20 protein-coding genes are annotated in these 21680 nt (G+C 47.5%); 9 read left to right on the forward strand and 11 right to left on the reverse strand.

Features of this window, described 5'->3' with window-relative positions; genetic code table 11:
• Positions 1–69 precede the first annotated feature (69 nt).
• The 5 genes from BTA51_RS03670 (at position 70) to BTA51_RS03690 (ending at position 4222) form a co-directional block, all read left to right on the forward strand.
• On the forward strand, positions 70–519 hold the full coding sequence (locus BTA51_RS03670; RefSeq protein ID WP_094706073.1) for a MarR family winged helix-turn-helix transcriptional regulator: 450 nt from the start codon (positions 70–72) through the stop codon (positions 517–519).
• 55 nt (positions 520–574) lie between these two features.
• Complete coding sequence (locus tag BTA51_RS03675) at positions 575–1306, forward strand: siderophore-interacting protein (RefSeq protein WP_094706074.1); 732 nt, start codon at positions 575–577, stop codon at positions 1304–1306.
• Positions 1307–1512: 206 nt separating this feature from the next.
• A complete protein-coding gene (locus tag BTA51_RS03680; RefSeq protein WP_094706075.1) occupies positions 1513–2124 on the forward strand; it encodes a hypothetical protein in 612 nt (203 codons plus the stop codon).
• A gap of 338 nt (positions 2125–2462) precedes the next feature.
• Entirely contained in the window at positions 2463–3569 is a 1107-nt protein-coding gene (locus BTA51_RS03685) for a DUF2860 family protein (RefSeq protein ID WP_094706076.1), read from the forward strand.
• A 302-nt stretch (positions 3570–3871) separates the two neighbouring features.
• On the forward strand, positions 3872–4222 hold the full coding sequence (locus tag BTA51_RS03690) for a hypothetical protein (protein WP_141215526.1): 351 nt from the start codon (positions 3872–3874) through the stop codon (positions 4220–4222).
• Here the strand turns inward: BTA51_RS03690 and BTA51_RS03695 are convergent.
• The 3 genes from BTA51_RS03695 to BTA51_RS03705 form a co-directional block, all read right to left on the reverse strand.
• The gene (locus BTA51_RS03695; RefSeq protein WP_094706078.1) at positions 4210–5097 is read right to left on the reverse strand and encodes a MaoC/PaaZ C-terminal domain-containing protein; all 888 of its coding nucleotides are present in this window, start codon (positions 5095–5097) and stop codon (positions 4210–4212) included. The two genes, BTA51_RS03690 and BTA51_RS03695, sit on opposite strands and share 13 nt — an antisense overlap.
• A gap of 210 nt (positions 5098–5307) precedes the next feature.
• The gene (locus tag BTA51_RS03700; RefSeq protein ID WP_094706079.1) at positions 5308–6711 is read right to left on the reverse strand and encodes a PQQ-binding-like beta-propeller repeat protein; all 1404 of its coding nucleotides are present in this window, start codon (positions 6709–6711) and stop codon (positions 5308–5310) included.
• Complete coding sequence (locus tag BTA51_RS03705) at positions 6668–8956, reverse strand: PEP/pyruvate-binding domain-containing protein (RefSeq protein ID WP_094706080.1); 2289 nt, start codon at positions 8954–8956, stop codon at positions 6668–6670. The genes BTA51_RS03700 and BTA51_RS03705 overlap by 44 nt, the downstream gene beginning before the upstream one ends.
• A 371-nt stretch (positions 8957–9327) precedes the next feature.
• Here BTA51_RS03705 and BTA51_RS03710 point away from each other — a divergent pair, with 371 nt between their 5' ends.
• Together BTA51_RS03710 and BTA51_RS03715 are read left to right on the forward strand one after the other, a co-directional pair.
• Positions 9328–9951, forward strand: a complete 624-nt coding sequence (locus tag BTA51_RS03710; protein WP_094706081.1) for a hypothetical protein — start codon at positions 9328–9330, stop codon at positions 9949–9951.
• A gap of 155 nt (positions 9952–10106) precedes the next feature.
• Complete coding sequence (locus BTA51_RS03715; protein WP_141215527.1) at positions 10107–10505, forward strand: hypothetical protein; 399 nt, start codon at positions 10107–10109, stop codon at positions 10503–10505.
• Between the two features lie 238 nt (positions 10506–10743).
• Here the strand turns inward: BTA51_RS03715 and BTA51_RS30110 are convergent, their stop codons facing one another.
• On the reverse strand, positions 10744–10881 hold the full coding sequence (locus tag BTA51_RS30110) for a hypothetical protein (protein WP_168188047.1): 138 nt from the start codon (positions 10879–10881) through the stop codon (positions 10744–10746).
• Between the two features lie 366 nt (positions 10882–11247).
• Here BTA51_RS30110 and BTA51_RS03725 point away from each other — a divergent pair, with 366 nt between their 5' ends.
• Positions 11248–11556, forward strand: coding sequence for a hypothetical protein (locus BTA51_RS03725; RefSeq protein WP_094706084.1), 309 nt, complete (start codon positions 11248–11250; stop codon positions 11554–11556).
• 131 nt (positions 11557–11687) lie between these two features.
• Here the strand turns inward: BTA51_RS03725 and BTA51_RS03730 are convergent, their stop codons facing one another.
• The 7 genes from BTA51_RS03730 to BTA51_RS03760 form a co-directional block, all read right to left on the reverse strand.
• The gene (locus BTA51_RS03730; protein WP_094706085.1) at positions 11688–12296 is read right to left on the reverse strand and encodes a hypothetical protein; all 609 of its coding nucleotides are present in this window, start codon (positions 12294–12296) and stop codon (positions 11688–11690) included.
• A 437-nt stretch (positions 12297–12733) separates the two neighbouring features.
• The gene (locus tag BTA51_RS03735) at positions 12734–13369 is read right to left on the reverse strand and encodes a hypothetical protein (protein WP_094706086.1); all 636 of its coding nucleotides are present in this window, start codon (positions 13367–13369) and stop codon (positions 12734–12736) included.
• A gap of 502 nt (positions 13370–13871) precedes the next feature.
• A complete protein-coding gene (locus BTA51_RS03740) occupies positions 13872–15218 on the reverse strand; it encodes a hypothetical protein (RefSeq protein WP_094706087.1) in 1347 nt (448 codons plus the stop codon).
• Positions 15219–15220: 2 nt separating this feature from the next.
• Positions 15221–15811, reverse strand: a complete 591-nt coding sequence (locus tag BTA51_RS03745; protein ID WP_094706088.1) for a hypothetical protein — start codon at positions 15809–15811, stop codon at positions 15221–15223.
• Positions 15808–17580 carry a hypothetical protein gene (locus tag BTA51_RS03750; protein WP_210404762.1) on the reverse strand — a complete coding sequence of 591 codons (1773 nt, stop codon included), beginning with the start codon at positions 17578–17580 and terminating at the stop codon, positions 15808–15810. The genes BTA51_RS03745 and BTA51_RS03750 overlap by 4 nt, the downstream gene beginning before the upstream one ends.
• Before the next feature lie 2 nt (positions 17581–17582).
• Positions 17583–18602: a hypothetical protein gene (locus tag BTA51_RS03755; RefSeq protein WP_094706089.1), complete on the reverse strand. Its 1020-nt coding sequence runs from the start codon at positions 18600–18602 to the stop codon at positions 17583–17585.
• Between the two features lie 9 nt (positions 18603–18611).
• On the reverse strand, positions 18612–20192 hold the full coding sequence (locus tag BTA51_RS03760; protein ID WP_094706090.1) for an AAA family ATPase: 1581 nt from the start codon (positions 20190–20192) through the stop codon (positions 18612–18614).
• Positions 20193–20585: 393 nt separating this feature from the next.
• On the opposite strand from BTA51_RS03760, the gene BTA51_RS03765 reads away from it, so the two are divergent.
• The gene (locus BTA51_RS03765) at positions 20586–21635 is read left to right on the forward strand and encodes a class I fructose-bisphosphate aldolase (RefSeq protein WP_094706091.1); all 1050 of its coding nucleotides are present in this window, start codon (positions 20586–20588) and stop codon (positions 21633–21635) included.
• Positions 21636–21680 lie beyond the last annotated feature (45 nt).

Here is a 21680-nt window from a genome sequence, read left to right on the forward strand (position 1 = left end):
GTTAATAGTTGACAGTATCAACCTTTTGTCAATATAGTTGACACAATCAACTAATAACTAAAGTACTCAATGATCAATACCAACATTGGCGAATCACTGCACCGTCTGTTACACGCCTATAAGCGGGCCATGAGGCGAGGTCACCAACAGGTGGGTCTTAACCTCGCTGTGTCACATATCCGGTCATTAAAAGTGATTAATCACTATCAGAAAGAAAAAAGAGAAAACTGCACTGCCCAAATTATTGCAGCCCGTCTGCAACGGGACAAAGCGCAAATCACCCGAGTGATTAAAGATCTGCTTGCTGAAAACCTGATTGAGAAACATCAACACCCCGAAGATCGCCGCAGCCAGATTCTGCGACTGACCGACAAAGGGGTGGAGACAATGAAAAGGATCAAAGAAGCCGAAAGACTGGCGGGCATCTGTATGGCCCAGGGGCTTAAGCCTGATGAAGTGACCGAATTCATGAGGCTCGCCGAGGTGATGACAGACAATCTGAGCCCGAAAACAGATTAACGGTTTATTCTCACTTATCTAGGAGGAATCAGATATTGATTCCAAAGGACGCAATATGACCAGACCGACATCACGCGAACTGACGTTACTTCGTAAGCAGCAAGTTACTCCCAATATGCTTCGTCTCACCTTAGGTGGACAAGGTATTGCCAGCTTTCCCGTAGATCAGGAAAGTGCTTATGTGAAACTGATATTTCCTAATGCCGGCTCAGCAAAACCTGTCATGCGGACCTATACCGTGCGAACCCAACGACAGGATGAAATCGACATTGATTTCGTCGTCCATGAAGATGGTGGTCCCGCATCCACCTGGGCCATCAGTGCCAAAACCGGCGACCAGATTATGGTCGGCGGACCCGGTCCGAAAAAGCTGGTGGACAACAACGCCGACTGGTTTCTGATCGTTGGCGATATGACAGCCCTGCCCGCGATCAGCGTCAATCTGGAACAGTTACCGAAAGATGCCAGGGGATATGCGGTGATTGAAGTCATCAGTGAAGAGGATATCCAGGATCTGGAGATGCCTGACAACCTGGAAGTTCACTGGCTGATTAATCCGCATCCGGGGAAAAAAGACGATGTACTGCTCGAAAGGGTACGGCTATTGCCCTGGCTGGAGGGACGTCCATCTGTCTGGTGTGCATGCGAGCTCAACAGCATGCGTAACCTTAGAGACCATTTCCGAACCCAATCAGAACTCAATAAGCGAGACCTATACATCTCCAGTTACTGGAAACTGGGTGTCAGTGAGGAAGAACATAAAGTTCTGAAAAGAGCGCTGACCTGAACATCAGGCATAGCTCACTGGTCGATACCTGTTACTTGCTTTTCAACAATCGTTGTTTGCTCTTCGCTATTAGCCATTTGATTTCCAATAGTTGCTGTTTGGAGACTACCACTTCGCCTCTATTCAACTACCCTTAATCTATTCAGCTATCCTTAAAGTTGTCAGGCGTCGGCACGTCACCAAAACAGGAAAAGGAGGTTTGCAATATGGCTAATATTGATTGTACGGAAGCATTGGTCGCCAACCCGGAAAGATTCATGACTTCCAATGTTGTCATGCAGTGGATCCAGCATGAGAGGCCAGAAATTGTCAGGGTTGGCGCAAAATACATAGAGGGCGCAGGAGTGGCCAATCTCCATGGCGCCCGGGTTTGTTTCTTTTACCTGAAACCAGAACCACCCTGCCTTTCAGTATACTGGTGTCCCTACAGCCAGGATTCCTTCAAAAGCACCATGCTGGGCAATGATGCATTGTTCGCCATGACCCCGGCAGTGACGGGATGCAGTGTCGGCCTGGGCAGTGGTGACGGCGGCGTACAAATGATGTGTCATGTCAATTCGGCAAGAATTGGCGTGGACTGGCGCGGAACAGGCCAGGAGGCAGCTCGTCAGGCTTCCAGCCAGGACGCCCAGATTCGCTACAAACTCGGCCAGGGAGCAACAATTGCCAGCCCCGTTGCCTATCGTGCGACAGACCAAACTACCATGGTGACCTTCCTGGCTTTGCACGGACTTGGCCAACCCTGGCAGTTATGGGGATTAAGTTATCGCAAGCTGGGACCTACCAATTATTTTCATGCAGGATTTACCCAATACTGACCAGATTCAACTGATACTAAAGTGGTTTAACCAGTACTGAAGTAGTGGTGGGGTAAGATAAAGCTCTTCATCAGAAGAAGTTCTTTCTATCTGCTCAGAAGCTTTGAGGACATTCAATATAGGTTTAGAGTTGAGTGTCCGCCCTCTTCACCACTCTCCGCCACTAACCTCACTCTACGTTCTACGACTATTCACGCTTTATCCAAAGGCCATGATCCGGCTGTCTTAAACCGTCTCAAAGCGACCCAAAAAACACCTGATTTGTTAACACTTTCTTAACCTGTAACCGGTTATCTTATTCCGAAATACTTTTATCATGACATTTACTTGGATCGAAAATGAAACCACAGAATCCACTTATCGGTTATTGGCCAAAGGAAATTCCGACATATCTCTCTAACTCTGCCCGATACCGGCCATTTTTTCGTGCGGCTCCCTTCATGCTCGCATCTATGTCACTTATCACTCCGATGACCTATGCAGCCAACTCCAAACAGGATGATTTCGAGCCGGGATTCAAAGGAACTGTCTCGGTCATCATAGGGGCAGGAAAATCAGAGCCTTCTCATGCAAGTGTTGGAGATGACAACAAAGAGATTGATTCAGTCTCCGCCGAACATAAAAAAGAAAACACAGCGATGTTTGGAATTGTGGGGGACTTAACCTACACATTCGATAATCGGCAGACACAGCTTTTTCTTACCTCTCCTGAAATACCTGCCGTATTTGGCGACAGCCTGGTCGAGCTGGGAGTCCGTCAACGACTCAAGAATGAAACCCAATTGAGTTTTTCCTATATCCCCTTTATCAGCGGTGTTGGTAAAGAAGTCTGGGAAGATCCCTATTTGACCGGCAGTGATCGTAAAGAAACAGATCAGGAAATTAATGCTTTCAAATTTGCTGCTGAGAATATTCTGAAACTCCCTGTCGCCATTGAATATACATTCGGAACAGTCGACATTGAGAACGAGCATTCAGGCGCATCTCTCATTGGACAGCCCGGCGGTATTTCCGCAGATGAGGCCAAGCTTCTGAGACGGTCCGGAGACTTCTATCGTGTGGCACTTGGCAGCACTCTTCCACTGAGTGAGAGTGTGTTCCTCTCTCCGCAAATTGGTTACACATCACTTGATGCAGACGGTCAAGCCCAGAGTTTTGGTGGCTATGGCGGAGGTCTTGAACTGACATATATGTTCGGCAAATATGTCCTGACCACAGGCTTGGCTTATGAAAGCTATCAGTACGATGCCAGTCACCCGGTGTTCGCAAAAACCAGAGAGGAAGATCTAATCTCTGCCAACATTTCATTAACGGTTAAAGAACCCTTTGCCTGGAAAAACACTCATATGAGTTGGTTTACCAGCTACAGCAATGAAGACTCCAATATTGACTTCTACGATTCCGAAGAAGCTTCCATTGGTGTTCTGATGGGCTATAGTTTCTGATCTCAAGGGAAGCTTTGGCTTCCTCTTTTTGTATCCTCTCGATGTCGTATTCCCCGTGACTGGCGAGCAGGTATGCAAATCAGGAGGCCAACACTAAACATCCGGACGTTGCCATGCACACGATTAGACTAAATAACAGGAACATAAGACTCAATAACAGCAACATAAGACTAAATCACAGCAACCAAATCACGATTAGAAAGGCCAGGATTGAAAGTGCTATTTTTCACTTGTTCCTGGCTGCCATCTGTGTCCCAGTTTCTTTTCTTTCCCTCGTCGGAGATGTATCAATAGACCCTGTTGTGAATATTGGCTTTTTATCAGGCATGCTGTTCGCCGTTCCCTTCGGCTGGTGGCTGGGACATTGGTATTACCCGGTTAATGGCAGCAGAGCCTCCGTAGAGGTAATCTTCACTTCCAATGTAGTTTCTTTACTCTCCGCCATGTCGTCAGGCCTGATGATAGGGGTTCTGTCCCATCATTTTACGGTCTGGACAGGACTAATGGGTGGTTTACTGGCTTGGTTCCTGGTATTTCCCTTTGTTATGGTTTTGGGAGGAATCGGCGGTATGATTCTGAGACATAGGTTTTGCAGCAATGCCAAACCTTCGCCCCTAACCCTCACGATCGGCTATCCCCCTCAGGACACATAATCGCCGACCATAAGCATCTGTCCACCGGCGTCCTTTAATATCAAACCACGACGCTCATCGGTCTGCAGTACAGCACTGCGAAACACCTTGTTATTTTTACTCGGAAGGAAGACTGGTTTAAGAAACTTAACACGGAGAGATTTAATAAGCCGCCCCTCATGATTCTGGATTGCCTCATAACATTTCGCCATCATGCCGTATCCATGCAGCACTTTCCCTTTGAAAACAGAACGCTTTGCCACAGGCGTCGCCCAATGAATAGGGTTGAAATCGCCCGTTAGAAAGGCAAAATATAAACCGTCATCTCCAGAAACATCCCAACTTGAAACCAGTTCGATATCAGAGTCCGAGATTCCGCTTCCAGGTTTCTTGCTCTCCCTCGATTGACCAATGATAAAAGCGATATAGACATCGATCACCAGATGGTCCTGCCCGGGACTGTGCCCCATCACGAACTGACCATGTACCCGCGCCCGTCCTTCTGCTTCACGGATATCTTTAATTTCCAACTGCAGATGGATATCCCTGCCCCGCTCCAGCAATCGATTGACTCGGATATCACAGCCTTGGTTAATGGCCGAGCTGATCCGATAACGTGTACGTAGCAGTGATTGGGTGATCAGAGGTAACCCATAGTAGGCAAACAGATGCGCCGGTAGCTTATCCTGATAGAGATTGTGCTCCGCCCCACTCCATTGGATATACCGTTCAACAAGGGTATTGTCCGGAGCTTTCACAGTTCTTCGAAGCACTTCAAATTCGACGGGGTTCGTACTCGACCTCAACCCTGGAATTAGCTCCCGCGCCACAACACGCGCGAAAGCTCTCATCATTGGTCCCTGCTGAAGAATAAGAGAATAAGGTATCGCACTCATGATTCGCTCCGTTGCTGAAACGCTTATCCCGATGCGAGTCAATACTGGCACCGTTCCATACAATGTTATCCCTCTCGTACTGCAGAACCCCACGAGTCATTTTTGACCAATAGTATCTGAAGGAGCGTTGAATCGCTCCTTCGACATCACAAAAATTTACCGGATATCTTCTGAAACTTGCCTGATATATTTCTGGTACTTGCCGGATAATTAGATCTTCACCGACTTGAAGATGTTTCCTTTCATCCCAAACAGATAAAAAGCGTCTTCATTCACCAGAGGATCAGCAAAGATGGTTTCGTCCTTGGTGAAGTCAACCTCTTCCCTGACTTTGCCAGTTTTCATATTGACGATTTGCACCCCGCCGGTAAGCTTCGCGTAGATGATTTCCTCGTCATTATAAAATTGCAGGGAGGAATAGGAGCCTTTCTTGATTTTGGATTCAATCTCCCATCTCAACACATTATTAACTGCATCCCAGGCGTACAGATTTCCAAAAAAATCATTAAAGAAAATGGTGTTATCCTTAACAATAGGTTTGCCAACCACAGGGTAATCAATCACCAGAGAGTGAGCCCTGTCTCCCGATCCGGTAAAACATGAGATGCCTCCAACATGGGTATCGATATGGATTTCACCCTGTATAAAACAAACATCATTTTTGACCTGGACCGGCCCATACCAAGCTGAAAGAGGGAGTTCTTTTTTCCAGACCACCGTCCCGTCTTTCAGGTTGAGTTTATAGGCAAAAGGCCTTGTGACACTGAAGCCCTCTCTGGGAATGCCGGTACCGATATAAACGTAATTCCCGGACACCATGGCAAAACCGTCCATATGACCACCCTGGAACTGCCAGATTTCTTCCATGGTATTCGGGTCGATGGCGTAGAGACCATCTCCTCCGGCGGTCTGAAATAGATAGTCTTTACCGTCAACATCAGCGAACACCGGAAGAATTTCTGTATGTCCATTGGTTCGGAAATGGGCAACGATCTGCTTCTTCTCCGGGTCGAACTTATAGATCCCCATGCCATGAGATTGGTGCAATCCTTCCCCGAAATACAGATGACCTTTATAAAGCGTCGGGCTCGGGGACAGGAACTTGCCGAAGAACAGCTTGTTCTTCAGGGTTCCCGTATTCACATCAGCCACGTAGAAATGGCCTTCATTCGTCCCAAAGAAAAGTTCGTCCTTAACAATGGTTCCCCGGGCGAATACACCCTCATCCTGAAGTGATTGAGTCCATATCGCTTGATCCCCTTTCACAGCCTCTTGATGAAATGCCGTATCCGAATTAACCAGGTTCTGCATGGCCAGAGGAACCGGCCCATTCTTAAGGTGGTCATACCCCAGATATCCCGCGTAAAACACAAAGTTCAGCGCAACAGCTGACAAGAGTACCTTGGGCTTAAGCAATAATTCCAAGAGCTTCTTGGCTCCCTCTGCTTTTAGCCGGATGCCAAATAGACCCGCAATAAAGGTTGCAAACAGGCTCAGTGCCGTCCCCACAAAGGCCAAAGGCAGCAGTACCGTTGGAACGATGGCGTATTGCGCCGTCTCGCTGAAACTATTAGATAATGTGGATAGTTCCATCATTTCCGTCAAGCCAAACATTTTCCCCTCCTTTGAACATGTTATGGCAATTTATAATTCCACTTACCGCAGGAATTCCCATTTCTCTGGCTACGATGGCGCAATGCGACAGCACTCCGCCTTTTGAAACAATAATCCCCTTGGCTTTGGTAAAAATCGGCGTCCAGCCGGGGTCAGTGGACTCTGCCACCACAATCGGGTTTGCCGGCCACTGAATGTTCTTCCATTTATTAGGGTCGTTAATGACCAGAATTTCTCCTTTAACCAACCCCGGTGATATTCCTTCACCCTTAAAGTTATCACTGTTTTTTTGCCGGTTATTCAAAACGTTTTCAATTTCCTGAATAGAAGTCACCGAGGAGAAATTGAAGTTCTTCAATAACCTGGATTTGTTCTTGCGCTGTTGAATAAGAGGAAGATGGCTCGCACGATCAAAATTGACAATTTCCTGAGAGTTAAGCCAGAAAATATCATCTGGACACAGCTCATATCTTCTACCGAACTCCATCAGGATATAGCGGAGATGGGCAAAGGGCTTCAGGATAGCCATCTTCCATTTCTCTCTGAGCTCCAAGAGTTCTTTCAGGAGTTTCCACTCTTCCAAAACCAAGGTTTTCTTGAAAGTCTTGAACTGGCTGACTTCTTTCTCGACATCGATAAAGGTATGGTTGTTCTTACTTTTCTCATATTCCTCCACACTTAGATCATAGAAGGCATCCTCTCCCAGTTCGATCCAGCGTTTGGAGACCATATCCAGTTCCCCAGGCCCTCGATGGCCATATTTTTCCAGGAACATTCCACGCAATTCGGGCTTGGCACAGGCCTTCTTGAAATACCGCCCCATTTCATAGGTCTCGGTTCTGACACCATTTCCTGTCCACTGTTTTATCAGCTCCGAAGCTTTATGATCGTCAAAAATATCCGCGAGCAATGATTGCAGGGTCTGGATAGTGGTTTCAGTCAACGAAATCAGAACAAAAGGCCACACCATCGTATCCCGGGTAAACACAGCCATTTCCTTTAACAATCGGCTTCTTAATTCTTCATCTCCCCAGGAACGATAGAACTCCAGATCATTAGGCCGGTCCATGACAGTGGAAAAACTCACTAAATCTTTGCTGGCCAGATTAATGAATTCGCGCCGATGGGTATTCACACTAAGCCCAGTGGAAATCATATTGAAAACAGTTTTTGGCGTGTAAATCAGGGTCTTCAAATTGATTTTCGAAATATGGAATTTCAAATGCGGCCTGGGCAGTGGCTCAATGGAATATGGCATCGGTCCAAAGAAAAGCGGAGCGAGTTTTGTGAGATTGACGTAGTTCTTTCCGAATATGTTATCCAGGATTGACTCACCGTCCTTCACATCGCGAAAGCCCAGGTAGCCGATCTTTTGTAGGGCTTTATCAAATGCTGCGTTTTTCTTAAAGGAGTCGCGCCATAACTCAGTGGAAAAAGTACTCGGATTAATAGAAAGCTCTGCGAAAATCTGGCCGTCCCAAGTAGTGTCTTTGCTGTATTGCTGTTTCAGACGTTCCAACTCTTCCAGACCGACTTTCTTAATCTGTGAAATGGAGTTCTTCGCCGTGATCGGCCGGGCCTGAAGCAAATGTACCTGGTTGTTGCCATCGATTGCCCATTCGATGTCAAAATCCTGATTAAACTTGGCTTCCAATAAAAGAGAGACGTTAACGATTTCCTCAATCTGTTCAGACGTGATCTCCTCGGAGTAGTAGCCCTCCCGGATCTGCTTGGGAGTCTTCTTTCCAGAAACAAGGTCCTCACCTACCCCATTGATGTACTCCAGAAGCCAGCCCTGCTCCTTATTTCTGGGATCTTTGCTGAAGAATACACCTGCATGTTTGGCATCCACCATCTGCTGAACAACCACGTTCATAGGCACGGCTTTGGCGGATCCCAGAAAGTATTTGCGGTAGGTTGACGAAGACTCCTTAAGGATGGAATCAAAACAGCTATTGATGGCGTTGACTAAATCTTTCCAGGTTCTGATAAACAGAAAGGTGGAGTTTTGTCCTGCAAAGCTGTGCTCTTTCGAGTCTTCTCCATCAGCGGAACTCCGCACCGCAACACAAAAGTTATCACCCAGGTTTCGGTTGATTGTTTCCAGTTCTTCCTGGCCTGGTCTGGCATCCAGAATGAAGCCTTCGGGAACGCGTATTCCCATCTGCGTCATCATTGCCAACATATAGGCTTTACCGCCTACCCCGGTTTTTTCTTCCGGTAGAGAGGAAAGTGCATAGATCACAATAATGTCCTTTTATTGTATGGATGAGGTTGTCCGGTAACTCTCAGTAGCAAGACCTGAAACTTTAACATTTTCTATCACCACAAAAATGGTGACAATTTATTGAAAAGAAAGAGTAATTTCAGATCTTGGGAGGCCATCATACAGCGTTTTCCAAGCGGCTCAAATTGATCTTGGGCAGGAATTCATCACCTTACATAGAACGATTTGGTTTGCCCTGTTCATCTGGGAAAAGGATTCGGAACAGCAGCGTCTCAGTACTTGACCATGGCTCACCCAGAGCCTTAATTGACAGACTATCCACTCACAAGTACATTGCCTAAATTCTTTATAACTAGTACATGTGCGACAAGGATACAAATAGGACTTGTATGTCGAAAGTAGAATATTTTATTGGCGGGGGCGGAGATAAATCAGCCCTGATGGGTGCCGGACCTACCGAGATTATGAAGTTCGTTAGGAATTACCGGCAGAGGACTTCCGTTGGTATCCAATGCGAATACCGAGGTTACGAAGACCGCCAACAAATCCTCGAAGAAATTAAAAAGAACTGGAAATCCAAAGCATTTAAGAGCATTCGGCTAACAGGCCACAGTTGGGGAGGCCAAGCCGCGCTGGATCTTACCCAAGACCTTTTCCTCAGTAACATCCCGGTAGACGAATTAATCACACTTGATCCCGTATCCTTATGGCCCTTCGGGAAAGTTGTGGCCGGCAAATGGGTTAATGTTTATCAAAAGCAATCTTTTTGGGATTCCACTATAGGCGCAGTCCCTATTTTGGGAAATGCATTGAGTGCATTAATTACGCTGCCCTCTGCACTTCATGACTCCAGCGATTATATAGCGAATGTTGGCGGGCAACTTGGTAGCGAAAACGGAGCCTATAATATTGAAGTGGAGTTTCCACACTCTGGAGCCCAAAAAATGTATGAGAGGGCTCGAGCAGAAATGATCAATGCCCCAACTAATCCCAAAGCGATTGGAGCAATCTAATGAGACAGGTTTGCAGTTTGTGTCTTGCCGTAATGTGCTTGCTCCTTATTGGCTGTACATCTACTCAAGTGCAGATTTCCTCCAGTGCTCTGAAGAAGGCCAGTTACACAAACAGTGGAAGGAGAAGCCTTGATCTTCCTCTCACTGGTAACTATTTGGCATTTCGATTTAATTCCAGCGAAATCGTCAAACATGTTAGTGCCAACCACGACAACTACTCTTTTAGAGTCATCGCCACCCTCTTCAAGGATGGGAAAAGGATTGATACCTCATCCGGCATACCTCTAACGATCAAAGATGGCGACACCTACTTTGATATGAAGGGACCGAATTATATCAGTCTGAATTTTTATGATTTATCGCTTATCAGCACTGATGGTAAAGAGATTTCCCTAGCAGAGCTCGACTTCGACAGGATAGATTTTCAGTTCCAACAACCTTCCGTCCCAGGCTATTCCATGACCAGCAATATCGTGTCATATAGCAGAAGCGAAGTGTTAGAAGTACTGAGCCAAGAAACGACCGTGTTAAAAGACTCTCTGCGACAGCCCTGATCTACTAGGGAATTAAACAATCGTTACTACAGTTTTAAATACATATTGTCTGGTAGTCTCTGTACTTCCAAAGATGAAATGCTGGTCAGTGAGCCACTACCTCACATGTAGACATCCTGACGTCCTCATAAACTACCGACGGAATCCGGAACTGCGACATGGAGACGGCATGAGACACATCGCCATTTTATTTATTTGCATATCATTAGCTGCCTGCGCAAACACAGTCCAAGATGATTCATTTAAGGTTACAGACGTTCAAGCCGCCGGAACAGACAACGATCAGGTAGAGTTTTGTTCCAACTTTCAACTCGATAGCCAAAAGGCTCAGGAATTCTTTAACCGCTCTCAACAGGTTTCGCCCAGACAGCTTCATGATGAATATTCCTATCTACCGTGCTATGTCCGCGGCATCGGTAAAAAAAGCAATCAGGAATGCCAATGGGAAATCAGAGCTGGAGGTACTGGAGAGACTCGATGTGGATCGGAGGTCTTGCTGTATGGGTGTGAAGAATGTGAAGGTATTCTGAACTAACACTTATAGAGCTTTGTAGAAGTTTAGATTCTATCTAACGATTAGCGCCGATTTGGGATTAGGTTGTCTGACTGAGCCCTTTACTCCTGCTCAAATCTTAAACTTTAGAAAATACCCAAAATCACAAAGGACTAACCCCAATTTCCTATCTTCTATTTGACAAGCGATCAGTTATAATTAATTTTTCACTTTAAGAGATAGAGACAAGTGATTGAATTTTCAGAAGATCAAGTAAACGCTAAAACATTAGCCATCCACTACGCGAAGAAAATGAACGACTCTTTCTTCCTGGATTTTATTTTATCGCGTGCGGACATTACCAATGAAGCAGACGCCGTTAAAATCTCTGACGCCTTCTGGGAGTTAACTGATCTGGCAGTCGAGGATCAGCTTAACAATGTTGAAGTTGAAGGGATCATCGATCTGGAGTATTGGATGTTGAAGCTATTCAATGCGGTGATGGGATACATCACTAAGCGCGGTTATGACGATACCTGGCTCAATTATGCTGCATGAAAATCATCTGCAGATATAGAAGGGTATAGAGGCTCTATCAACATCTAGTGGGAAGAAGCGAATTGCAGCAATTCGACAATTACCCTGCCCCCTCTTCATGCAGAAGGGGCAATGAGTGACATTTTAGATATTCAAAATACCTGAGTTGTCAGGGTATTCGTATTGTACGCTCCAATAGCTCCTACAGTATTCGTTGCGTCATACAAGTGGATCTTCTTCATAACGACAGCAGTCCCCTGCGGAACGACAAGCACACCGACGCAACCTAACAGGGAGTGAGTCCCGATTCGATAATTGCTGGCCCCCACTGTTGCAACAAACCCGGTCACATGGCCTGATGCATCAGTTCGCCCGGCTAAAAATGAGTTTGTTTTCTTTACATGCGCGTAGACCTGATTAACTCCGGCAGCCAGATCCCGACCTCTATTGCTGGTATATTTTGCAATGATGGAATCTGCCGGACCGGGCTGCAATCCGAAACCTCCCACCATGTACACATCGATATTACCGCCGACAAGCGCCTTGAGTTTATCGAGGTTTGCGACCTGTGAATTAACCCTCACATGGGCCAAACCAAATTTTACACCGCCAAGAACGACAAAGGAGATGCCGTCCGTTCGTACAAAGTTACAATTTGCCAGTTCAGCTGCTGTTGCGCAGTTAAGGCCAGTTCTGGTGACGTCATTAATGACGGTGGTTGAATCAGTTCCGATACTTGAATTTGCGAATATGGGTTGCATATGAGTTCCGTTTCCTGTCTAGCCATGAAGTCCTTTCTATGCTGGAATCGCATCAGATAATTGACTTAGGTGATTGACGATTTAGCACAGAAAACTGTGTACCAATAGATATAGGCGATAATCAAAGGCTAATTACCGTCACCTTTTTGGAATTTAATATTTACTCATACAATATTCAGAATAAAGCTCAATGCACGATGACATTTTGTGGGGTCAATGATTCAAACCCACTCAATACAATGCTATGAATTCCCTCATAAAGCCGGCATTGGTTTGGTCACGGATATTTAAGACTCCATCAGATCAAAGGCTGAGAACAACAGGTTGTCTGTATAACGAGCCCACGTTTCCAGGACATATTCGGCCTTTAGGGATAGTGAGTTCCCTTGGGGTGAATTGCATCCAAAACAAAAGTGGGCATTGTCAGGCAAAAGACGTTACAGCCCGCGCCTCTCAGGCCCGGAGAATGTCCGGAAGGTTGAACGAGGCGCTGTCAATCTACGAATTCTGCGGCCACTCATACCGGGGCTGAAACCACCAATAGTCCCCCAATAATTCCAACCAGCACGGTTATCAAAATTTCTCCACTGCTGATAAGGCCCCAAACCTGTCTGGTAATGACTCCAATCGTCCAGGGTATACAAGTGGTCAACACTGGCCCCCACTCTCTGCGTGACAGGCGAGTCCAGCGTATAGGTATTCAATATGGAAATCATATTCTGGGCTCGGCGGGTAGTATCGGCATTTGGAGATGAGGTTGCGATGGAAGCACTGAAATAGGGGTTACTTGCTCCACTTCCTTCAATCAACAGATTCATCAAGGTGTAAACTGTGTGATAGGCGCGATCGGTAAAGTCCGCATCAAAATGCGCCAGCATTGCACTGTCAGTCCGATTTTCTACCACAATAAGACAATGACAAGGGCCAACTCCCGTTGTTGCCAGGGCTGAACGAGCATAGTCCGGGTTACTGCTGGGCTGGAAGATAAAGCCGACATACCCCTGGGGTACAAACAGAAGACGTGAAGGGTTAAAAGTGGCAGTTCGGTGTGGCTGGTTGGAATAATTTATCATAACCAATTTCCTTTATGGTGAGCTCATAGACCTTTTGAGCGATTCCTGGTACCCATATGGTACTAATCCATCTTTCTCGATCTACTAAGCGCATTCCGCCCTACAATTCCGTCATCACGCATACACTTCAATTGTTAAAAAATAATAAATCGATGCTTATCAGAATCTCTTCATGACAAACAGCCGATCCGACGAGTACGGATTCATGAGCCTCTTGCGGCTTTACAGAAGGTTTGTCCTGGGGGATTAACGAAACCACCCGGATCGATTATTCATAAGTAATCTGCACATCATTCATTCCCCATAAACCAGGGAGATACACCTCATGACAGGCATCCAACAAAAACTGCGGCAGCACAATGAACATCAACACAATGGAATCGATACAGGGGGCATAGGCATCCCTTGAAGCATATAGAATCCACCGCAGACAAGTGTGGCCAGCAGGGCGCAGATGCTAAAGATAAAAATGCCACATTGGCGGACTATTCAAGGGAACTGATTAAGACTGCTTACTTATATCACTTGTATATTGAATCACTTTCTTTTCGCTATCTACCTGGCTAATAAACTGAACATCCACGGCAAAGCCGAATTTACTGCTCAATACGTTCTTTATACCGTCAACCTCAGCGCCCGGTAACACTCTCATGGAGAGTTTTCCATCAACATGCTGATGGAGAGAGAATTGGGAAAGCGGAAATTGTTGCAATAAATGCGTGATATCGACGTTGTTGAGCCATAAGCCATGAGCCGTTTTGAACTGCACCGGCGGCCTTCCTTCCAGGTCCTTGATGAACCAGTCATGGCCGTCCGACTCAAGTCGGCCGTAATCTCCGGTTCTGTATCTCAATAAAGGGAGGTAATCGTTAAACCCTCCCGTCACCGTAATCTCCCCTCTCTCCCCAGGCTTAACAGGTATCCCAATAGGGTTCAGTACCTCTACATGGAGTTTTGACTGCAGTAGTCTGAATCCCTCTTTGCCAGGAACACTGCACCCGACAGGCCCCACTTCGTTCAGGGAATACAGATCAATCACCGGACAACCAAACCGATTCTCCAGCTGGCATCTACAACCTTCCAACAACGTCATTGAGGTCGTCAGAATGGCCTTCGGCTGATGCGAAAATGGGATTTTACCCAGCTCACTGAGGGATATCGGATCGCCAGAAATTAAATCCGGTTGATTGGTATCGATATAATTTTGCCTGTCATCAGGATGATGCCAATCATTAGGATGAAAATTGAGCTTAACCAGGCCTTTGTTATTCAGGTAGGGGGAGACGGATGCATAGGTAAAACATTTCTCCTGATACCCTGCCAGCATGATCGCAAGATCACTTTTGAAACCATTTGTATTAACCCCATTCCAGGCCAGGGCCTTTTTATGGAACACACTGTACCGGCCTGCGACAACCGGATGTGAAGGGACAACCAAAGGATGGCCTGTGGTTCCGGAAGTTTCGTAGGCGATTAACCCATCAGTCGGCAGCTGATCAGGCACAAAGCTGGTAATGTCCCGACTCAGATCCGCTCGACTCGTTGTCGGGATTTCCAGGAATGGGCATTGCCTGTTCGCATAGTGGCGATAGAAGGGAACCTCAGAGAAACAGCAGGCGACAAAGTCTTCTAGCCAATCCTGACTGCTGTCGCCCACTGAAACCGATCTCTCCATTTCATCGCGGGTGTAACCCTCCAGCGCTTTCAGGTCACTCGCGCTTAAATGATGCCCCGAGCGGTTTCTAAAGATTGGCGCATGTGGTTGATCAATCAGAGCCTTTAGCCGCGCACCACTCTCCACATCGAGCGTTGGCATTCTTTCATAATCGGTCCACGGAACTTGTTGCATAACTATTCCCGTGCCATCTTGTCAGCCGCTTCTTTTGCCTTTTGTCTTGCCAGCGCCTCCCGTATTTCACGCGCGCGTTCTTCAGCCGCCTGGGAAGCCTTAAGGACCTTAAGACGTTCCTGGGAACTGACGGCTTGCAGGCGGTCTTCGGCCTGAACACCCGTCTCACCTTTCGGCCGTAGTTTTAGAGAACTGAGAACCACTCTGATGAACTCTTCTCGCCGGTCAACATCACTGATATAGACATTATTCGATCCGGCTTGTGTTAACTCTTTGGCAGTCTCTTCAAATAACCTGAGAAGAAGATTCAGGGGAAACTGATAGGCGTCAAAACTTTCATCCGCAAGAAAGTAGGCCATGAGAAGACTCATCCGGTACCATTCACACTGCTGATATGGCCTCCGAAAAGGATCCAGATCAGATGCGGAGACCTCTGTACAGTGCTCAAAGACTGCATCATGGACCACCGCTATAAAATAGGCGGGCAAAGGCGAAGCCAGCCACTCCTTCGGGTATTCAGTAAGCCGATGATGCAAAGTGTTGATGTCAGGCCCTTCCCGGGTTTGAGAGCCATCATTTAAAGTCACACTCACGGAATACTGACCTCATAATGTTTGCGACTGAATGCCTGGGCAAACTCGACCATCGCATCCCAGGAAGACACCGGATAAATAGACCAGCCATGTTCTTTTTCCGCACGCTTCAATAGCGCGTCATGCTTGGCATACCAGTTTTCAGGCGTGGAGTCAGGATAGTCCCAGCCCAAATTCAATACCATGGTTCCACCACCCCTGGCATTTTCCAAAGCCTGCTTTGCGATATCCCAACCGGAGTTACCTTGTTCATCCTCATCAAAAAGTGTTGTAACACCGTCATCAGACAATATAACGACATGTGAATCACGCTCTCTGCGGTTTTCTATATGCGTTTTTCTGAGAACATGGATAGGAAAGGCCGTCGCTCCGCCAAAGTAGTCCGTTAATACGTTCAGGATCTGGTTCTCATTCCTGACAAATCCGTTGGTCACTTTGAACTGTCGAGCGCCGCTCCACAGGGTTACCTGAACAGACGAACCGGCCCTGAGAGCGGAAAGACATAGAATGGCTCCCGCCAGCGCGGTATAGGAAACGTGTTGCTGCGGGTTTGGCATCGAACCGGAACAATCGACATAGAGATCGAGATCACAGGGTATAACTTCCGGTTCGGCACCATAGGAATCCCCCCACTCACGTTGCACGGTGGTCACCCCGGGTATGACAACTGAGCTCATGGACATGGAGCTGAACCAATCAATATTTTCAATGGGCTCGCCAGGCTCCCACTGAGTCGTCCCTTCCGGAATCAGGTCAGCTTTGGTAGGTTGTCTTTTGGATGGAAACGAAACAAGCAAAGGCATTGATCGCTCTTTGTAGTAGCGGATGGCAATATCATGATCCGAGATGTTCAGCCCCGTAGATCTGAGAATTTCGCCATATTCAAATGGTTCACGAAATTGACCGCCGCCGTGAGGGGCATTCTGACTTTCCTTAGGATAGGCAACTTCCCGGGAGGTTCCGTCTCCTGTGGCCTCCCCCACAAGTTCAGGATCCTGGGAGGGATGGACTCTATCCTCCTCTCCTGACTCTCTGCTTATAAGACCGCTCGGGAACTGGCCTTCACCAGCATGTTGGGTATCCATCAATTTTGCGATCTGATCAGCCAGTTCACGCTCTTCCGCCAGATAAGGCAATAAAAGTGCAGCGAACCTGGAGGCTCCTTTTAGCCAATCGGCAGCATAGACTCGAATGATCCTCGCGCCCAGCCAGGCATCCCCTTCCATTGCATCACTATCGCAAACGCCGCCCAACGAGCCTTGTTTGAGCTGCCACAAATTCTCGTAGATGCGCATGTACAGCTTCCAGACCCGGCTATCCGTCGGACCACGGTTAAGCTTTTGGTAGACCTCATCGATGCGCAGACCGAAGTGCCGCTTGAGGTGGTTATTGATCAACAGGTCGGAATACAGGTTTGCCACCATGCCAGCCTTATTCTCAAGGGTTGGCAGATTGACATGAATTCGGGCGATCATCTTGGCATGATCGGTAATGGTGGCAGGTGACAGTATGTGGTGGCCTATTTCATGGGCCAACACTTCTACCGCATAATCCTGCAACTGATACCTGGCAATCGCCTCCAGATCCACCACGACCCGTTGGTCCTGGAGACGTATCATGGCAAAACTTTCTGATAAGCCCTGCTTTGAAGCCTCAACATGCGTTTTACAAAGGTCCGGTGGCCGCAGCTTGGTATAGCGACTCCATAGGGCCAGGGCTTCCTCCCAGGAATCCTGCCATTGAGATATGAGGGAATCCATCTGCTCCATGATCAACGCCTTGCCATATCGTCCATGTACTCTGGAGTGCTCAGGATAATCACCGCAAAAGTCTCCTGGGAGGTCAGTACAACGGTATCAGTTAAACATGCGACCGATGAAAAACCACTGACATCATGTAACCCTGCAATATTGCTAAATGCTGAAAGCACCTGAACATCAACAACCGCAGCTGCATCCTGAAGATCCCGAATATCGGAAGGGATTAGCGTTGAGCCAAATGCATCGGCGTGCAGCTGCCATGCCAGCTCACCTGATTTGATCAACAGTTGCCCCCTGTAATTCAATGCTTGAGGGGGTAAGGGAAACTCACCACCCAGCAAATCACAACGGCCAATGCGCCTTTCAACGCAGTATGAAGAGGGTGTTCCATTTTCCGTGGCGGATAATTTTTTAGCCCATCGACTATTCCTTAATCGGGCCAGATGACTCTTAAGATCAATGTCATCAGACAAGTCGAACAATGCCCGCACAATGGGCGCAGGCATGGTTTCCAATTGATTCAGAGCGGTGTCACGAAAATGTGCCAACCCCGCCATCCAGGCGCATACAAACCCGGCTTGTTTGAACAATTCATATGAGTCCAGTTCGCCGAGTACCTTCGACATCATAGACAACCAGCATAATGGACGCTCATGACCAAACCCCAGCAAATGGCTAAACAGGTTACTCGTTTCTGCGAAGACCTTATGGGGCGCCAACTGAATAATGTTGAGTATTTTAGGGTAATACTCATTCCAGGCTTTGAGAACAAAATCTCGCTTATCGTCGCTCTTGATCCAGTTAAGAGAAACAAGCTCCAGACCATGAATGAACCCCGCATGAGCCACTGGAAAGCTAGTCTGGTTACTCTGACCATCCAGATTGAGCATGAGAGGGTCCAGGCAGTTGACCACAAACCAGTTCAGGTCGTTGGTGTCAAACAGTTGGGACTGGTGTCGAACACTGATCACCATCTGGTTGCAGGTTTCACGTTCGGCCTGGAAAAATAGTTTTAGGGCTGCAGACTTCACAATACCGCCTCAGGACTCAAGCCACTTGAGATAGTTGGTATAACGCTGGTGAAGATATTTGAGCTTCACGACATCTTCATAAATGTGTCCATACATCTTCTTCCCTTCCACCAACTGGGATATTTCCGACTCAATACGATTTAAGCGTTTCCTGGCCTGCTTCGCTGACAGACCATCAAGCCCCTCATCGAACTCGTTCGACAGTTCCTCAACCGGATCGACATTATCCAGGTTAAGCCGGTCAAACTCCCGACAGGAGGAATCAAATAGAAAACGCAGCCACCCGATCTTATCGCTACGGTAGAAAGCATTTTCAGGTAACTCAAAAAACGGCGAGTCTGAATCGGCGAAGAGACGGGAGTGGAAAACAAACGGCAGTACCTGACGGACATCTTCAAGCTCGACCGCATCGTTTCCGCGGAAGTAGGCCAATGCTTTGGAAAATTGCAGCAACGACATCAGTGAGCGCACCGAAATGCCGTTTAACGTTTGGCAGCCCAGGTCCTTTAACCTGTCGCGACCATTATCGATGGCTGCCAGTGTGTGGGCCTTAACACCGGATAACCTGGAGGTGTCTTTGGTCTTGTATTCAAATTGCGAGGCAGAATATTCGGAGAATTCAAAATGACTGCTGAAGAACTCGATTCTCCGTCTTATCCCGTCAGGAATCTCAACAGCTCTGATGGCTGAAGACATATTACTGATTTCATCTTCCGTAAAAATAATTTGCGGAGGCACCATCATTTCCGGTTTCACGCCTTCTTCGACCCGCAGTAACAACTGACTCAGAAACCGCGGATTAAAAGACAATGCCTGCACCACAACATCGATCCGGTCCTTCAAAGCTTCAATCACCTGGTAGGTGCCGCCGCCTTCATCATCGTTGGCGGTCAGATACCAGGCCGCGTCGGGACATTCAAATACCTGATTGTACAGTTCAGCGTAGTTGTCTCCCATCACTGTCAGCAGGGCACTCTGGGTGCGGGTGGGAATACGGTTGTACTCGTCGACAATTTTGACCCGCATGCCCAGCCACTTGCGCCAGGAGATTCGGATGTCTTCAACGGCTTGCGCAGAAGCCAGGTCCGCCGGTAAAGGATTCCCTAACAAATCCGCCACCGTCATTTGAGGGTGACCGTGCTGCATGGCTCTTTTGACTTCTTTGGTGGTATACCCTCCCAGTATTCCCATTAGCAGGGCACTGGCAGTTTTTCCGCGACCCGGTCCACCGATAAACAAACATTTACTCTGAGTGGCGAAAGTCAGGAGAGGCAGCAGGATAAAACTCGAATACGACTGTTCGGTGGGAAGGCTGAGGGTGCTATGACTGTCTCCTGCCCGGAACTGTTGCGGGGGCTTATCGTTATATTCAATATCGTAATGAGGGCTGATAATCGCGTTATTAACAATCCAGAAATACGCCTGCCTCAGCTTTTCGTCCGAACCAGCAGACTGATCCGTTGTCTGATTATCGCCCGAACCGAAGGGGCCACTATAAAGATCCGCAACATCAAAGGGTTTAGCCTTTGCGTGGCTTTTAGGTTTGGTGGGTGATGCAGACAGTCGACCAAACAAATTAAATTTACTCATTCATCAATCTCATTGTTTTCCCTTCCCTCTCGGTCAGTCGCTCTATGTAGCTGCTATCAGAGCCCGCGAACATTTAGGCATCATCACTGCCGGAGATTATCATGCGATATGTATCTGCAAGAATATGACAATTATTCAATTAAATGAAAAATTTAGATGTTGAAGTTGCAGGATGTCATGATAAAGATATAGAACAAATTCAGGCAGAGAGTTATTCCCTTCCCTCTATTAGCTATTCCCCTCCCTCTAATAGTTATTCCCTACTCCCACTAATTATTCCCCTCCCCCTATGAATTATTCCATTTCCCCTATTAACGGCGCCGGTTATATCGACTAATCTGTATTTCTACCCTTACTACTCATTTCCACACAAAAACCAGGGAGGTACACCTCATGACAGACATCCAACAAATACTGGGTGACGAGGCTGAATCGTTATTGGCTCACCAATGTAAAGGAATACCCAAAAACATGCTGGCCCTTCCCGGGCCGGATTTCGTGGATCGGGTGGTGGCGATGAAAAATCGCAAACCCGCGGTACTTCGTCATCTGCAATCGATGTATAACCATGGCCGGTTGAGCGGGTCGGGGTATCTTTCGATCCTGCCGGTAGATCAGGGGGTTGAACACTCAGGGGCCGCGTCATTCGCACCGAATCCGATTTATTTTGATCCTGAAAAGATTGTGGAACTGGCCATTGAAGGCGGATGCAACGCCGTGGCATCCACCCTCGGAGTGCTCAGCTCAGTATCCAGGCGTTATGCCCATAAGATTCCGTTTATTGTGAAGATTAATCACAATGAAATGCTCACTCACCCCGCCATCTATGATCAGACCTTGTTCGCCAGCGTAGACCAGGCCTTCGACATGGGAGCCGTCGCCGTCGGCGCGACGATCTATTATGGCAGCCCCGATTGTCGCCGGCAGATCCAGGAAATCAGCGAGGCATTTGAACATGCCCATCAGCTGGGAATGGTGACGATTCTCTGGGCGTATCTGCGCAATTCAGGATTCAAGAAAGACGGTGTGGACTATCATGTGGCCGCCGACCTTACCGGGCAGGCCAACCATCTGGCAGCGACCATTGACGCAGATATCGTCAAACAGAAACTGGCGGAAAATAACGGTGGATATAAGGCCATTGGATTCGGCAAAACCCATGACAAGGTCTACAGCGAATTAACCACCGATCATCCGATTGATCTGGCACGTTACCAAGTGGCGAACTGCTACATGGGACGCGCTCCACTGATTAATTCCGGCGGGGCTTCCGGCTCCAACGATTACCACGAAATTGTCCGTACTGCAGTCATCAACAAAAGGGCTGGCGGTGCAGGTTTGATCTCCGGACGTAAAGTGTTCCAGAAGCCGGTTGAGGAAGGCATTAAACTGTTGAATGCCTTGCAGGATGTTTATCTGTCGGATCAAGTAACGGTTGCCTAACCGTATACGGGTATCGGGTAACAGTATCCGATACCCTATTCCTTG

It is taken from the genome of Hahella sp. CCB-MM4 (genome assembly GCF_002260525.1).
Lineage (GTDB): Bacteria > Pseudomonadota > Gammaproteobacteria > Pseudomonadales > Oleiphilaceae > Hahella.

Bases quoted from the DNA above. Each gene is read 5' to 3' on its own strand.
- BTA51_RS03670 (WP_094706073.1), top strand. From the start codon at position 70: ATGATCAATACCAACATTGGCGAATCACTGCACCGTCTGTTACACGCC.
- BTA51_RS03675 (WP_094706074.1), top strand. From the start codon at position 575: ATGACCAGACCGACATCACGCGAACTGACGTTACTTCGTAAGCAGCAA.
- BTA51_RS03680 (WP_094706075.1), top strand. From the start codon at position 1,513: ATGGCTAATATTGATTGTACGGAAGCATTGGTCGCCAACCCGGAAAGA.
- BTA51_RS03685 (WP_094706076.1), top strand. From the start codon at position 2,463: ATGAAACCACAGAATCCACTTATCGGTTATTGGCCAAAGGAAATTCCG.
- BTA51_RS03695 (WP_094706078.1), bottom strand. From the start codon at position 5,097: ATGAGTGCGATACCTTATTCTCTTATTCTTCAGCAGGGACCAATGATG.
- BTA51_RS03700 (WP_094706079.1), bottom strand. From the start codon at position 6,711: ATGTTTGGCTTGACGGAAATGATGGAACTATCCACATTATCTAATAGT.
- BTA51_RS03710 (WP_094706081.1), top strand. From the start codon at position 9,328: ATGTCGAAAGTAGAATATTTTATTGGCGGGGGCGGAGATAAATCAGCC.
- BTA51_RS30110 (WP_168188047.1), bottom strand. From the start codon at position 10,881: ATGAAGCTGTCTGGGCGAAACCTGTTGAGAGCGGTTAAAGAATTCCTG.
- BTA51_RS03730 (WP_094706085.1), bottom strand. From the start codon at position 12,296: ATGCAACCCATATTCGCAAATTCAAGTATCGGAACTGATTCAACCACC.
- BTA51_RS03735 (WP_094706086.1), bottom strand. From the start codon at position 13,369: ATGATAAATTATTCCAACCAGCCACACCGAACTGCCACTTTTAACCCT.
- BTA51_RS03740 (WP_094706087.1), bottom strand. From the start codon at position 15,218: ATGCAACAAGTTCCGTGGACCGATTATGAAAGAATGCCAACGCTCGAT.
- BTA51_RS03750 (WP_210404762.1), bottom strand. From the start codon at position 17,580: ATGGAGCAGATGGATTCCCTCATATCTCAATGGCAGGATTCCTGGGAG.
- BTA51_RS03760 (WP_094706090.1), bottom strand. From the start codon at position 20,192: ATGAGTAAATTTAATTTGTTTGGTCGACTGTCTGCATCACCCACCAAA.
- BTA51_RS03765 (WP_094706091.1), top strand. From the start codon at position 20,586: ATGACAGACATCCAACAAATACTGGGTGACGAGGCTGAATCGTTATTG.